11 protein-coding genes and 1 pseudogene are annotated in these 14,038 nt (G+C 68.2%); 3 read left to right on the top strand and 9 right to left on the bottom strand.

Features of this window, described 5'->3' with window-relative positions; all coding sequences use genetic code 11:
- Positions 1 to 71: 71 nt before the first annotated feature.
- Positions 72 to 635, bottom strand: coding sequence for an ArsR/SmtB family transcription factor (locus C566_RS0114355; RefSeq protein ID WP_018775043.1), 564 nt, complete (start codon positions 633 to 635; stop codon positions 72 to 74).
- A gap of 81 nt (positions 636 to 716) precedes the next feature.
- On the bottom strand, positions 717 to 1,940 hold the full coding sequence (locus C566_RS0114350) for an acetoin utilization protein AcuC (protein ID WP_018775042.1): 1,224 nt from the start codon (positions 1,938 to 1,940) through the stop codon (positions 717 to 719).
- Positions 1,941 to 2,057: 117 nt separating this feature from the next.
- Here C566_RS0114350 and C566_RS0114345 point away from each other — a divergent pair, with 117 nt between their 5' ends.
- Both C566_RS0114345 and C566_RS0114340 read left to right on the top strand, forming a co-directional pair.
- Positions 2,058 to 3,488 (top strand): TrkH family potassium uptake protein, encoded by a 1,431-nt coding sequence (locus C566_RS0114345; protein ID WP_026266713.1) that lies wholly within the window; start codon positions 2,058 to 2,060, stop codon positions 3,486 to 3,488.
- Between the two features lie 40 nt (positions 3,489 to 3,528).
- Positions 3,529 to 4,167 (top strand): potassium channel family protein, encoded by a 639-nt coding sequence (locus tag C566_RS0114340; RefSeq protein WP_026266712.1) that lies wholly within the window; start codon positions 3,529 to 3,531, stop codon positions 4,165 to 4,167.
- 83 nt (positions 4,168 to 4,250) lie between these two features.
- Here the strand turns inward: C566_RS0114340 and proC are convergent, their stop codons facing one another.
- From proC to C566_RS0114305, 7 genes are all read right to left on the bottom strand, one after another.
- Positions 4,251 to 5,084 carry a pyrroline-5-carboxylate reductase gene (proC, locus tag C566_RS0114335; RefSeq protein ID WP_026266711.1) on the bottom strand — a complete coding sequence of 278 codons (834 nt, stop codon included), beginning with the start codon at positions 5,082 to 5,084 and terminating at the stop codon, positions 4,251 to 4,253.
- A gap of 491 nt (positions 5,085 to 5,575) precedes the next feature.
- A complete protein-coding gene (locus tag C566_RS0114330; RefSeq protein ID WP_018775038.1) occupies positions 5,576 to 6,877 on the bottom strand; it encodes an RNA polymerase sigma factor in 1,302 nt (433 codons plus the stop codon).
- Positions 6,878 to 6,898: 21 nt separating this feature from the next.
- On the bottom strand, positions 6,899 to 7,240 hold the full coding sequence (locus tag C566_RS0114325) for a YciI family protein (protein ID WP_018775037.1): 342 nt from the start codon (positions 7,238 to 7,240) through the stop codon (positions 6,899 to 6,901).
- A 113-nt stretch (positions 7,241 to 7,353) separates the two neighbouring features.
- Positions 7,354 to 8,358, bottom strand: coding sequence for a Ppx/GppA phosphatase family protein (locus C566_RS21560; RefSeq protein WP_018775036.1), 1,005 nt, complete (start codon positions 8,356 to 8,358; stop codon positions 7,354 to 7,356).
- A gap of 93 nt (positions 8,359 to 8,451) precedes the next feature.
- A complete protein-coding gene (locus C566_RS0114315; RefSeq protein WP_018775035.1) occupies positions 8,452 to 8,940 on the bottom strand; it encodes an SseB family protein in 489 nt (162 codons plus the stop codon).
- Positions 8,941 to 9,056: 116 nt separating this feature from the next.
- Complete coding sequence (gene topA, locus C566_RS0114310; RefSeq protein ID WP_018775034.1) at positions 9,057 to 11,795, bottom strand: type I DNA topoisomerase; 2,739 nt, start codon at positions 11,793 to 11,795, stop codon at positions 9,057 to 9,059.
- Positions 11,796 to 12,010: 215 nt separating this feature from the next.
- Positions 12,011 to 12,691, bottom strand: a complete 681-nt coding sequence (locus C566_RS0114305) for an ArsR/SmtB family transcription factor (RefSeq protein ID WP_018775033.1) — start codon at positions 12,689 to 12,691, stop codon at positions 12,011 to 12,013.
- A 79-nt stretch (positions 12,692 to 12,770) separates the two neighbouring features.
- Between C566_RS0114305 and C566_RS22430 the strand changes: the two are divergent.
- A pseudogene (locus tag C566_RS22430) lies at positions 12,771 to 14,030 on the top strand (MFS transporter); the annotation flags it as partial.
- Positions 14,031 to 14,038 lie beyond the last annotated feature (8 nt).

The raw sequence follows: 14,038 nt of genomic DNA, 5'->3' as shown, positions 1-14,038 counted from the left end.
CCTGGTCCGCAGTGGGCAGAGCTGCCGGCCGCGGCGCATACCCGCGGCGGCATACGCAGCGGCGGGAAAGGTTACTTTTTGCGGCCGAACTTGGGCAGGTTGGCCAGGAGATCCGCGGCCCTGGTGGCCGCCCGGCCCACGGTCCGCCCGATCTGCTGGGGCATCTTGTCCTCCCATGCCGTCCCCACCGGAATGACGACGGCGGGGCTCAGCGGGCTGCCGGCCGGGCGGCCCGCCAGTGCAGCGGCGGGTTGCGCGGCGACCGGTTGCGGGACGGCCGGTTGCGCAACAGCGGCGGCGGCCAGGCCATCCGGGACGGCTGTGGGGCCGGTTTCGGGGTGGAGGGCTGCGGCCGCGTCCGCTGTCACGGCGGGGCCGACGTCGAATGCCTGCAGCCAGCTGGCAACCCCGGCGAGCGGCTTGGGATTGAGCGTGTAGTACCGCTTCTGGCCCTGGGCGCGCATGCTCACCAGGTCCGCTTCGCGGAGGACTTTAAGATGCTTGGAAATAGTGGGCTGGCTTGCTTCAAGCTCCTGGACCAGTTCCCCCACCGCTTTGTCCCCCTTGCGGAGGGCTATCAGAATGTCACGCCTGGTTGCCTCAGCAATGACGGCAAATACGTCGTCTGTCACCATGCCCTCCACACTAGCGACATATACGCCAGATGGCATCCACGAATTGGTGCCTTGCTGCCGGGCCTTGGGCCCGGTCGGGATTTAGTCGAACCAGGGGTCAAGTCCGTGCAGCGGAAACACCTCCTTGCGGGTGGCCATGATGGTGCGGTCCACCTCGTCGTTGGGGTCGAAACCCACTTCCCAGGACCGCCACCAGAGGTCCACGTCGTCGCCCATCGTCTCGGGGGGCTCCACGCCGAACTTGGCGCCGTACTTGTCTTTGACGTAGTTGCGCCAGTCCTCCGGAACCGGGGTGCGCAGCGGCACCGGGCGGCCGGCGGCGATGGCTATGAGGTGGCTCCAGGCCCGCGGCACCACGCTGACGACGTTGTAGCCGCCGCCTCCGGTCGAAATCCACCGGTTATCGCAGTAGCGGGCGGCGAGGTTGCCGATCGCTGTGGCGGCCTCGCGCTGGCCGTCCACACTGATGTTCAGGTGGGTCAGCGGGTCAAGCCGGTGCGAATCGCAGCCGTGCTGGCTGACGATCACTTCCGGTTCGAACGCACCAATGAGCTGGGGCACGACGGCGTGGAAGGCCCTCAGCCACCCGGCGTCAACGGTGCCGGCCGGGAGGGCGACGTTCACGGCGCTGCCCTGTGCGTTCGGTCCGCCGATCTCGTTGGCAAACCCGGTGCCCGGGAAGAGGGTCAGACCGGATTCGTGCAGCGAAATTGTCAGGACGCGCGGATCGTCCCAGAAGATGCTTTGCGTGCCGTCGCCGTGGTGGGCGTCGACGTCGACGTAAGCCACCCGCCGGACGCCGCCGTCGAGCAGCCGCTGGACGGCCAGGGCGGCGTCGTTGTAGATGCAAAAGCCGCTCGCGCGGTCCCGGGAGGCATGGTGCATCCCGCCGCCGAAGTTCACGGCCCGCACCGCGCTTCCGTCCAGGACAGCTGCGGCCGCCAGCAGGGAGCCGCCGGCCAGCCGGGCACTGGCTTCGTGCATGCCGGCAAAGGCGGGGTCATCCTCGGTTCCGAGGCCCCTGGCATGGTCGGGGGTGTCCGGGTTTTCGCTCACGCGCCGTACGGCGGCCACAAACTCCGGGCTGTGGACTGCGCACAGCTCCGCGTCGGTTGCGACGTCGGGAGCCGATACCGTGACGTGGTCCAGATCCAGCAGTCCAAGGCTTCCGGCCAGCTTCGCGGTGAGCTCCATGCGTTCCGGCGCCATGGGGTGGGAGTGGCCAAAGTTGTAGGCAGTCATGGCTGGGGCCCACACCACCGTCGTTGGCAGCGCGGTCTGAGCGAGTCCGGGCAGGAATGTCATCAATCACAGGCTACCCGAGCGGTCCCCGGCTTCCCGCGCGTGCACGTTGGATCCCCGGCCATTACGCGGTGTTTAGTGGTTTACTACTTGGGGAAGAAGTTTCAACCGAGGAAAAACATGACGCAAAGCCAGTCGAGGTCCACGAGCCCGGCCAACTGGCAGCCAGGCATGCCGGAGCGGGAAGGCCTGTGGATTTTCACACGCCTGCGCGACTTCATTGACGGCATCGCCAACAGCTCGCCTGCCCGCCTGGCTCTCTCGGCGTTCGGCGTCGTGATTCTGGTTTTCACCGCTTTGCTCTCGCTGCCCCTAGCTTCCGCGACGGGACAAGTCACACCACTGCATCAGGCGTTCTTCACCGCGGCGTCCGCTGTCTGCGTCACGGGCCTGACCGTGGTCTCCACGGCTGTGCACTGGTCCTTCTTCGGCCAGCTCGTGATCCTGGTCGGCATTTTCGTGGGCGGCCTGGGTACGTTGACCCTCGCGTCGCTGCTGGCGCTCATGGTCAGCAAGAGACTCGGTGTCCGCGGCAAGCTGATCGCCCAGGAGGCCATGAATGCCGGCCGGCTCGGCGAAGTCGGTACGCTGCTCCGGATCGTGATCGTGACCTCCGTGGTGATCGAGGCCGCCCTGGCGCTGACTCTTATCCCCCGCTTCCTGATCCTCGGGGAGAGCTTCCCGCAGGCCGTCTGGCACGGGATCTTCTACGCCATTTCGTCGTTTAACAACGCCGGATTCACGCCGCATTCGGACGGAATCGTGCCGTACGAAACGGATCTCTGGATCCTCGTCCCGCTGATGCTCGGGGTATTCCTGGGCAGCCTGGGCTTCCCGGTGGTCATGGTGCTGCACCAGAACGGGCTGCGGTGGAAGAAGTGGAACCTCCACACCAAGCTGACCATCCAGGTCTCCTTCATTCTCCTGGCCGCCGGCACGGTCCTCTGGGGTTTCCTGGAGTGGGACAACCTGCGCACCATCGGGGACATGGACCTCGGCGACAAGATCACGCATGCGCTGTTTGCCTCAGTCATGTTGCGCTCCGGCGGCTTCAACCTGGTGGACCAGAACCACATGGAGTCCACCACCATGTTGCTCTCCGATGCCCTCATGTTCGCCGGCGGCGGTTCCGCATCCACGGCCGGCGGCATCAAGGTCACCACCATCGCCGTGATGTTCCTGGCGATCGCCGCCGAGGCCCGCGGCGACGCGGACGTGAAAATCTACGGCCGCACCATCCCCGAGGGCACGATGCGCGTGGCCATCTCGGTGATCGTTGCCGGCGCCACCCTTGTCTCGGTCTCGGCCCTCCTGCTCCTGCACATCAGCCATGCCTCCCTGGACCGGGTCCTGTTTGAAACCATTTCCGCCTTCGCCACGGTGGGCCTCAGCACCAACCTCAGTGCAGAGTTGCCGCCGTCGGGGGTTTATGTCCTCGCTTTGCTCATGTTCGCCGGGCGCGTCGGGACGGTCACCCTTGCGGCCGGCCTCGCCCTGCGCCAACGCAGCCAGCTGTACCACTACCCGGAAGAGAGACCGATCATTGGCTAGTTCCTCAGGCGCCGTCAACCGCCCCGCCCACAACGCCCCTGTGCTGGTGATCGGGCTGGGCCGTTTTGGTGCGTCCACCGCAGAGCAGCTGGTCAAGCAGGGCCGGGAGGTCCTTGCCATTGAACGCGACCGCACCCTCGTCCAGAAGTGGGCGAGCGTCCTGACGCATGTGGTGGAAGCCGACGCCACCAACATCGATGCCCTCCGCCAGCTCGGCGCCCAGGAATTCAGTTCCGCCGTCGTGGGCGTGGGCACCTCGATCGAATCCTCGGTGCTGATCACGGTAAACCTCGTGGACCTCGGGATCGAACACCTCTGGGTCAAGGCGATCACGCCCTCGCACGGCAAGATCCTCACCCGGATCGGCGCCAACCACGTCATCTACCCGGAGGCGGACGCCGGCGTCCGCGCCGCGCACCTGGTCTCCGGGCGCATGCTGGACTTCATTGAGTTTGACGACGACTTCGCGATCGTCAAGATGTACCCGCCGCGCGAGACCGTGGGCTTCACCCTCGATGAGTCCAAGGTCCGGTCCAAATACGGCGTCACGATTGTCGGCGTGAAGTCCCCGGGCGAGGACTTCACCTACGCGCGGCCGGAAACCAAGGTTTCCTCGCGGGACATGCTCATTGTTTCGGGGCACGTGGACCTGCTCGAACGGTTCGCTGCCCGCCCCTAGCCCGCAGCCGGAGCCGGCCGCGGGAACTGGAGCCCGCGGCGGCTCCGGAACCTGCAGCAGCCCCATGGGCCGCCCGGGCCGGCTCAGGCGAGCTGGCGGGTGATTTCGGCTGCGCGCTCAGCCGCCGCGCGGGCGCCGTCGGCGATGATGGCCGGCAGTCCGCGCTCGTCAAACGTCGCGATGGCCCGTTCCGTGGTGCCGTTCGGGCTCGTGACCGCCTTGCGCAGCGCGGCGGGATCCGCGCCGGGCTCGGCCAGCATGAAGCCCGCCCCGGCGACGGTCTCGCGGGCCAGCAACAGGGACAGCTCCGGGTCCAGGCCCAGTTGCGCCCCGGCCTCGGCCATGGCCTCCGCCAGGTAGAAGGCGTAGGCCGGGCCCGAGCCGCTGATCGCGGAGAGTGCGTCCACCTGGTCTTCGGGGATCTCCACGACCGTGCCGGCGGCCGCGAGAATGTCCTTGGCGCGCTGGAGCTGCCCGGCGGAGCAGTTGGTCCCGGGCGAGACGGAGACGACGCCGCGGCCCAGCTTCGCCGGAGTGTTCGGCATTGTGCGGATGACGGGCTGGCCGGCCGGCAGCGCCGCCTCGAGCTGTTCCAGGGACACGGCGGCGGCAACGCTGATGACGATTGTGTCCGGAGCCAGGGAGCCGCTGATTTCCCGGGCCAGGTCCGCGATCCCCACGGGTTTGACGCCGAGGATCACGACGCCGGAGCCGGTGGCGGCCTGTTTGTTGTTGTCGGGCTCTTCTTCGCCCGCGATGGCCGTGATCCCGTGGTGGCGCTGGGCCAGCTCGGCCGCGCGCTCGGCCCGACGGACGGTCGCGACGATGTCGCCCGGGTCGACGCCGCCGTCGATCAGCCCGCCCATGATTGCCTCGTTCATTGACCCACAGCCCAGGAATGCGATTCGGTTGCTCATGTCCCCATCATTGCAGTCTGACGTGATTCCCAGCCAGCTCCCACCTTCAGCGCAGTCAGCGCACAACTTTGGAACCTAACGTTGTAACTACCTCATTGAGGGTGCGAGTGATGCAGCAGGCATGCGGATGCCTGCGCGGCACCGGTGGTTGCAGCGGGTTTTCCCATTTTCCCGCAGCGGACCGCCGGTGCCTTTGCCGTTTAATCCACCCTTGCCGTTTTGACCCATGGCGGAGCTGGCCGCAGCCCCGGGCGACGCCGTCGGATTGCCAGCAAACGTACAGGGAAATCTCGCCGGGCGCCCAAGATCGGCCATTACCTTGGAAAGTGCCTCAACAGGTGCGAGTGATGATAGCCGGTTCCCCCCGAGCCGGCGGTGCGCCGGGCGATTCGCAGCAGAGTTCCCCCAAGTCCTGCTCCGGATCGCCCGGCCCTACTCGTTTAACCGGCGTGAACGGGCCCGCACCGGGGGCCCGGTCCGGACCCCGGTTCCTAGCCGTCTCCGTCCCCGCCGAACGCCGGGCTGCGGAGCTTGCCTTCCAGGAACCGGCGTTCCGCGGCGCTGCCGGCAAGCGCCAGGGCCCGCCTGTAGCCTTCGACGGCCTCCGGATAGCGGCGCAGGCGCTCCAGGAAGTCGGCGCGGACGGCGTGGACGAGGTAGTAGTTGTCCAGTCCCAGGCCCTCGACCGCCGCCAGCGCAGCAGCGGGCCCGTGCAGTTCTGCCAGGACCACGGCGCGGTTCAGCGCCACGACAGGCCCCGGCGCGACGGCCAGGAGCTGGTCATACAGCTGCAGGATCTGCGCCCAGTCGGTGTCCCCGGCGGTCGCGGCGTCGCTGTGGACGGCGTTGATCGCCGCCTGCAGCTGATACGGTCCGGGCCGGTTCCGGCGCAGGCACCGGCGCACCAGCTCACGGCCTTCGGCGGCCAGGTCGCCGTCCCAGCGCCCCCGGTCCTGGGCCGCGAGCAGCACCAGTCCCCCGTCGGGTGTGAATCGCGCGGCACGGCGGGACTCGATGAGCAGCATCAGCGCCAGCAGTCCCGCCGCTTCCGGCTCGTCCGGCATCAGCGACGCCAACAGCCTGCCGAGCCGGATGGCTTCCGTGCAGAGCTCCGTGCGTTCCGGGCCGTCGGCGGGGCCTGCGGTGTAGCCCTCGTTGAAGATCAGGTAGACCACCGCCAGCACCGATTGCAGCCGTTCGGGCAGCTCGGCGCCGTGCGGGACCCGGTACGGGACCTTGGCATCCCGGATTTTCGCTTTCGCCCGGACCAGCCGCTGTGCCATGGTCACCTCCGGGACCAGGAAGGCCCTGGCGATTTCCGCCGTCGTCAAGCCACCCAGAAGCCGCAGCGTCAACGCCACCCGGGCGGACCCGGCCAGGGCGGGATGGCAGCACGTGAAAATCAGCCGCAAAGTGTCGTCGTCCACGTCCTCGACCCCTGACTGTTCCGCCAGGAACTGCTCTTCGGCGGCCGGCGCGGGTCCGGTCCCGGACCGCGCCGCCGCGAGCAAAGCCGCCTGTGCGTGCTTGTCCTCGCGTGAGGCTTCCCTCCGCAGCCGGTCGATCGCCCGGTGCCGTGCCGTCGTGATGATCCAGCCGGCCGGGCTGGGCGGGATGCCGGCCGAGGGCCAGTGCTGGACCGCAGCGGCAAAGGCATCCTGGACGGCGTCCTCGGCAATATCGATGTTCCCGAACGTCCGCGTCAGAACGGCTACGGCGCGGCCGTATTCGCGCCGGAAAACCCGCGCAATGTCCGCCTCGGTCGCTGCCTCATTTGCATAACGGTCACCCACAGCGGCACCCCGGCCCGGCGGCTAATGCTGGAACGGACGGACTTCAACGGGAAGTGTGGTGGCGCCGGCCAGCTTCCGCGCCCAGCCAAGGGCCGCGTCCAGGTCCTCGGCCTCGATCACGGTGAATCCGCCGAGGTGCTCCTTGCCTTCGGTGAACGGCCCGTCGGTCACGAGGATCTCGCCGCCGTCGGGCCGCAGGACCGTCGCGGACTCTGCCGGGTGGAGCCCCGCGGCGAACACCCAGGCCCCCGCCGCCTGCATTTCATGGTTCAGGGCCGCCAGGTCACGCATGATGGGTTCGAGGAACTCAGGGTCCGGGGCAGGGCCGTCCGGCTGGTAAATGCTGAGCAGGTACTGCGTCATTTCGGGTGCCTCCTTGTCGAATCAGCCGGCGGTGTGCCGGCCTCTCAGCAATTACACGATCGAGGACGCTCCGGATCGACACAGTCCCGGCACCGTGGCTCACCGGAGTGGTCTCAGGAAGCTTTTGCCGGCGACTGGAGCCGCGCCGGCGGCTGCTCTGCCACATGCGGCGCGGGCTCGACCGGCCCCTCAAACACCAGCTGGTCCAGGCGGCGGAGGATGAGTCCCTCACGCAGGGCCCACGGGCAGGTCACCATGCCGTCGAATTTGAACATCTCCAGGGCCGCTTCCGCGACGAGGGCGCCGGCGAGGACCTGCGGCGCGCGGGCCTCGGAGACCCCGGGCAAGTGGAGCCTGTCCTCTATCTCCATGGCAGAGATCCGCTGCGCCCAGAGCCCCAGGTCGAGGGCCAGCAGCTCCCTCTTGACGTAGGGCCCGGCGCCGCTGGGGGCGGCCCCGGCAATCCTGGCGAGGGACCGGAACGTTTTGGACGTGCCCGCGACAAGGTTGGGCGGGCCCAGCTTCTCGAATTTGCGCACCGCGGGTTTGAGCGTGGAGCGGATGTAGCGGCGCAGCTCTTTGATGCTCTTGGCCGAGGGCGGGTTCTCGGGCAGCCAGTCGCGCGTCAGCCTGCTGGCGCCGAGCGGAACGGACATCGCCAGCTCGGGCAGCTCGTCCTGTCCGAGGGCCATCTCGAAGGAGCCGCCGCCGATATCCAGGTTCAGGATGGACCCGGCGCCCCAGCCGTACCAGCGCCGGACGGCGAAGAACGTCATGGATGCCTCCTCGCTGCCCGTGAGCTCCCGGAGGGTGACGGTGGTTTCATGCTTGACGCGGGCCAGGACGTCAGCGCCGTTGGTGGCCTCGCGGATGGCCGAGGTGCAGAACGCGAGCAGGTCGTCGGCTTTGTGCTTGGCCGCGAATTCCCACGCCTCGAGGACAAACTCGACAAGTTCATGCTGCCCCTCGTCGTCGATGTTGCCGTCGTCATCGAGGTACTGCACGAGCGACAGCCGCCGCTTGTGCGAGGCGTAGGGGACCGGACGGGCGCCGGGATGGGCGTCGACCAGCAGGAGATGGACAGTGTTGGACCCGATGTCGAGGACGCCTAGACGCATGCTGCCATTATTCCCCCCACGGACCGGTCGGCCTAGCTGCGACGGCGGTATTCGCGAAGAATACCGCCGTCGCAGCTCTGGCCGATCACGGGCTTAGGCAGGGTCGCTGTCCTGCGCCGGGCGGTCAGCGGACAGGTCAGTCGGCTGGGCAGCAGTGCCGTCAGCGGGCTCGTCCGTTGGCTTGAAGTCGCGGCGGATGTTGGCCACGCCCTCCGGGTCGATTTCAAAGCCGTAGGCGGCGCCGGGGTTGATCACCATGCCAAGTTCCGCGCCGAGGTTGCCGATGATCGCGGCGCCCTGCGTGCCCAGCACGTTCGGGGCGGCGGCGAGATACTGCTCGGTGACGCGGCTCGGGTGCGAGAAGACGGCCAGGACGGGCTTGCCGGAGGAGTTGGCGAGGACCAGCGGCTCCACCTGCGAGTCGGGGCCCTCCAGGGCGTCGGAGCTGACCACATAGACCTCATTGTTGAGGAAGGCCAGGATCACGTCCACCGGGTTGGCGTCCGGCTGCTCCCCCCGGGCGAGCTGCTCCTCGAGTTCGTTCAGCGGCTGGTTGTCCAGGTGTGCGGGCTGTTCAGTCATATTCCTACTCGATCACGTCCACGGCCGGTCCGCAAACGCGAAATCGCCGGAAACCTGCGGTTTCGCCGGTAATTTCCGGCGAATCGTCAGGTTTCCGGCGATTTCGGCGCGCTGGCCTACTTCTTGGCCGGGGCCTTCCGAGCGGGTGCCTTGCGGGCCGTCGTCGTGCGCTTGACCGGGCCCTTGGCCCGCTTTTCGGCGAGGAGTTCGACGGCGCGTTCCCGGGTCAGCTCCTCGATCGAGGTGGTGCGCGGCACCGTGATGTTAGTGATGCCGTCAGTGATGTACGGGCCGAACCGGCCTTCCTTCACCACGATGTTCTTCTCCGAGACCGGGTCCGGCCCGAATTCGGCCAGCGGCGGCACGGCGGCACGGGCGCCGCGCTGCTTGGGCTGCGAGTAGATCTCCAGCGCCGCCTCGAGCGTGATCGTGAAGATCTCCTCTTCGGAGCCGATGGAGCGGGAGTCCGTGCCCTTCTTCAGGTACGGGCCGAACCGGCCGTTCTGCACCGTGATCGGGTTGCCGTCGGCATCCTGGCCGAGCACGCGGGGCAGGCTCATGAGCTGCAGCGCCTCGTCCAGCGTGATGGTGTCCACGCTCATGGACGCGAACAGGGACCCGGTGCGCGGTTTGGCCTTGACGGGCTTCTTCGGCGGCTTGGGCTTGCCGTTCTTGTAGTACTCAACGGGCTGGTTGGCCAGCTGTTCCTCGGTCATCTCCGGGATGATCTCGGTCACGTAGGCGCCGTAGCGGCCGTTCTTGGCCACGATCGTGTGCCCGGTGTGCGGGTCCGCGCCGAGGACACGCTCCTCCGGGGCAGCGGTCTCCATGAGTTCGATGGCCTTGGCGGCCGTGAGCTCATCCGGGGCCAGGTCCTCGGGAACGTTGGCGCGGGCCGCCTCAACCACTTCGCCGGTCTCGGGATCCACCGTCGCGGTGGAGCTTTCCAGGTACGGGCCGAACTTGCCCACCCGGAGCGTGATCGCGTCCGTGATGGGGATGGAGTTGATCTCGCGGGCATCGATCTCGCCGAGGTTGTTCACGATGCTCAGCAGGCCGGGCTCGGAGTCCTCACCGAAGTAGAAGTGCTTGAGCCACGCCGGTCCGGCCGCCTGGCCGTTGGCGATCTTGTCCAGGTCCGCTTCCATGTCGGCCGTGAACTCGTAGTCCACGTAGTCGTGGAAGTGCTGCTCCAGAAGCCGGATCACGGAGAACGCGATCCAGCTCGGGACCAGCGCGGAACCCTGCTTCCGGACGTAGCCGCGGTCCTGGATCGTGGAGATGGTGGAGGCGTAGGTCGACGGGCGGCCGATGCCCTTCTTTTCCAGCTCCGCGGTCAGCGAGGCTTCGGTGTAGCGCGGCGGCGGCGAAGTCTCGTGGCCGACGGCGACAATGTCGGTGGCGGTGAGCGCGTCGTCCTTGGCCACGTTGGGCAGCCTGCGTGCTTCCTCGGACTCGTCGTCTCCGCGGCTTTCGTCCTTGCCTTCTTCGTAGGCGGCGAGGAAGCCGGGGAAGGTGATGACGGTGCCCGAGGCCGAGAACTCGGCGTCGCGGCGGTCGGCCGGGTCACCCACGGTGACGGCGCCGAGGCGGATCGTGGCGGTGGAGCCCTTGGCGTCAGCCATCTGCGAGGCGACCGTGCGCTTCCAGATGAGCTCGTAGAGGCGGAATTCGTCGCCGGAGAGCTGCTGGGCCACCTGGGCCGGGGTGCGGAAGGAGTCACCGGCGGGACGGATGGCCTCGTGGGCTTCCTGCGCGTTCGCTGCCTTGCCACTGTAGACCCGCGGCGACTGCGGCACGTACTCGGGGCCGTACAGCTCGGAGGCCTGGCGCCGGGCGGCCGTGACGGCCTCGTTGCTCAGCGCGGACGAGTCCGTACGCATATAGGTGATGTAGCCGTTTTCGTAGAGCCGCTGCGCCACCTGCATCGTGCTCTTCGAGGAGAAGCGCAGCTTGCGGCCGGCCTCCTGCTGCAGCGTGGAGGTGGTGAACGGCGCGGCCGGGCGGCGGGTGTAGGGCTTGGTGTCGACGGAGCGGACGCGGAAGTCGGCGTCCTGCAGCCCCGCCGCGAGCGAGGCGGCGAGTTCCTCGTTGAGGTGCACGGCGTTGCGGGAGGTGAGCTCGCCGTTGTCGTTGAAGTCCCGGCCGCTGGCGACCTTGGCGCCGTCGACGGCGGCGAGTTTGGCTTTGAAGGAGCCGGAACCGGCACCGAACTGGCCGGTGAGGTCCCAGTAGGAGGCGGCCTTGAAGGCCATCCGCTCGCGTTCGCGGTCCACCACCATGCGGGTGACGACGGACTGCACGCGGCCGGCGGAGAGGCCGCGGGCCACCTTGCGCCAGAGCACGGGGGAGATCTCATAGCCGTAGAGCCGGTCCAGGACGCGGCGGGTCTCCTGGGCGTCCACCAGGTCCTGGTCGACATCGCGCAGGTTGTCCATGGCGCGGTGGATGGCTTCCTTGGTGATTTCACCGAAGGTCATCCGGTAGACGGGAACCTTGGGCTTGAGCACTTCCAGCAGGTGCCACGCGATGGCCTCGCCCTCGCGGTCCCCATCGGTTGCGAGATAGAGAGCGTCGGCGTCTTTGAGCTGGGCCTTGAGCTCGGCGACCTTCTTCTTCTTGTCCGAGGACACCACGTAGTAGGGCTTGAAGTCGTTGTCGATGTCGACGGCGAACTTGCCCAGCGGGGTCTTCTTCAGTTCCGCGGGGAGCTCCGAGGGCTGCGGGAGGTCGCGGATGTGACCGATGGAGGCCTCCACTATGAAGCCTTCGCCGAGGTACTTGGCGATGGTCTTGCTCTTGGCGGGAGACTCCACAATCACGAGTTTCTTGCCGGTTTTGGCCTTGCTTGGCACGGTGCTCCTACAGAAAAAGGTGGCTCGGGCAGATGCGCCCATACCCGCCTAGTTCACCATATTTTGCAGAATCCCGCGCATCCGGCCGGAAATGACGGCCCGGCGGACGCGGCTTCCGGCCGCAAAAAGGCCGGGTCGCGGGCGGCCCCCGGGGGCGCCCCGGCTGCAGACCCGCGCCGTGCCCGCGACCGGTCCAGGCCTTCCCGGCGTCGGCCTCAGCCCTTGCCGGCGGCGGGCTTGCCGGGGGCGGCTTTTGCAGCCGGTCCGCGGTCGTCCGGAATCATCGACCACATAGTGGCCATGCGCTCGGCGCCCTCGGGCACATGGTCCGGATCCTCGAGTTCGTAGTCTCGCAGCAGGTCGAAGATCCGCCGCGTCAGTTCGGCCCGCTGCTCCGGCGTCAGGTACAGCAGGTTGCTGGCCAGTACCACCGAGGACGGGCCGTCGGCGGTGTCGCCGCTCTCGCGCCGGGCGTTGCGGGCCGTGGCGTAGGCACGGACCCGGCGGCGGTAGGCGTCGAGCTCCAGGTCCAGGACGGCGAGTTCGGGGCTGGCCACTCCCCCCAGAGAGTGGATGGTGAAATCTGTACCGGCGGCCTGCCAGCGCCGCTCCCGGGCATCCCCTGCGGTGGCCGCGGGAACCACGATGCCCCACTTCTGCAGTGCCCGCAGGTGGTAGCTCATGGCGCTGGGAGTCAGTCCGGTCTGCGCGGCAAGCTCGGTGGCCGTGCGGCTCACCTGGGTGGAATACAGCTCGGAAATGACCTCCAGCCGGGCGGCGTGGGCCAGGGCACGGATCGCCTTCGGGTCAGTGATTTCCACTTGCTTCTCCGGACGGTGCCGGCGCTTGGTGGCCGGCGGAGCCGTTGACTCCGCCGTCGGGGTTTCTGCGTTCACTCCTCCAGTGTATCCAGACCCGTCAAACTATGAAAGAAATGCTTGACATTTGTTTTGCCGCCGGGCTACGTTCCTGTTTATGAAACAGACACTTCATAAATTGCCGGCCCCCGCAACCGGCGTGCGGCCCCTGTGGCGCAACCGCGACTTCCTGATTGCCGGCACCGCCCGGTTCGTGGCGACGGCGGGGATGGGCGCCGTCGTCGTCAGCGTCATGCTGCATCTGCAGAACGCGGCCGCGGCCGGCGAAACGCCTGTCGCCGGGCCCTGGCTCGTGGCCTCCTACCTTTTGTGTTCAGCGCTGCCGCTGGTCCTGCTGGCCCCGTGGGCCGGCCGGCTCGCCGACACCATGGATTCGCGCACGCTGGCGACGGCGAGTTCCGCGGTCAGCGCCGCCGCCGTCGCCGGCATGGGGCTTGGCATGCAGTATCTGGAGAACTATCTGCCCGTGCTGTTTGCCATGACGTTCATGCTCGACGCAGCCCAGTCCGTGGCCAGCCCCACCTGGCAGGCCCTGCTGCCGCGGATTGTGGGCGAGGACCGCACGCCCCGGGCCATGGGGACCATGCAGGCGACCATCATGATCGCGGGCATGGCCGGCCCCGCCGCGGGCGGCCTGCTCAGCGGCTGGGGCGGGACCGGGCTGGTGTTCGCCGTGGCCAGCGGCTGCTATGTCGCCATGGGGCTCGGCGCGCTGCTGATCCGCACCCGCCGCGGCACGGCGGCCGAACGGGCCGGCCAGGCGAAGCCGGCGCTGCTGGACGGGCTGCGCTTGATCCGCCGGGACAGCCTGGTCTGGGCCCTGGTCCTGGGGGCGATGTTCTTCATCGTCGTCGGCGAAGCCACCAACGTGCTCGAGGTGTTCCTGGCCCGCGACGAACTTGGCGCCACCGAGATCCAGTACGGCCTCCTGTCCGCGGCCTTCGGCCTCGGGATGGCAGCCGGGGCCGCGATGGCCGGCAGGATCAGGACGCCACGGGTCCGGCTGCGCGTGCTGCTGGCCTCCATGACCGCAGCCTCGGCGTGCCTGGTCCTCACCGGGATGGTCCCGAGCGTGGAACTGCTCTTTGCCGCCTACACAGGGACGGGGGTGGCCTGCGGTGTCCTGAACGCCTGTTTCGGGGCGATCGCGATCCTGCGGATTCCGGAAAGCGGGCGCGGCCAGGCGATGGCGATTGTGGGCGGGATGACGCGTGCCGTCTCCATTGGTGCGCTGGCCCTGGGCGGCCTCCTGGGCGCCCTGGTGCCGGTGCGCGTCAGCTTCGTGCTCACCGGCGTCGTCGGGGCCGTGGTCGCCCTCGCCCTCACGGCGTACGTCCTGCCGCGGTTCGGCCGGGAGGATTCCGA

The organism is Arthrobacter sp. 131MFCol6.1 (genome assembly GCF_000374925.1).
Taxonomy (GTDB): Bacteria; Actinomycetota; Actinomycetes; order Actinomycetales; family Micrococcaceae; genus Arthrobacter.
This window is presented reverse-complemented; position numbering and strand designations above follow the sequence as displayed.

What these genes read in the sequence shown, in the direction of transcription:
- C566_RS0114350 (WP_018775042.1), bottom strand. Translation starts at nt 1,940, where the DNA reads ATGACATTCCTGCCCGGACTCGCTCAGACCGCGCTGCCAACGACGGTG.
- C566_RS0114325 (WP_018775037.1), bottom strand. Translation starts at nt 7,240, where the DNA reads ATGACGCAGTACCTGCTCAGCATTTACCAGCCGGACGGCCCTGCCCCG.
- C566_RS0114345 (WP_026266713.1), top strand. Translation starts at nt 2,058, where the DNA reads ATGACGCAAAGCCAGTCGAGGTCCACGAGCCCGGCCAACTGGCAGCCA.
- proC (WP_026266711.1), bottom strand. Translation starts at nt 5,084, where the DNA reads ATGAGCAACCGAATCGCATTCCTGGGCTGTGGGTCAATGAACGAGGCA.
- C566_RS21560 (WP_018775036.1), bottom strand. Translation starts at nt 8,358, where the DNA reads ATGCGTCTAGGCGTCCTCGACATCGGGTCCAACACTGTCCATCTCCTG.
- C566_RS0114315 (WP_018775035.1), bottom strand. Translation starts at nt 8,940, where the DNA reads ATGACTGAACAGCCCGCACACCTGGACAACCAGCCGCTGAACGAACTC.
- C566_RS0114355 (WP_018775043.1), bottom strand. Translation starts at nt 635, where the DNA reads ATGGTGACAGACGACGTATTTGCCGTCATTGCTGAGGCAACCAGGCGT.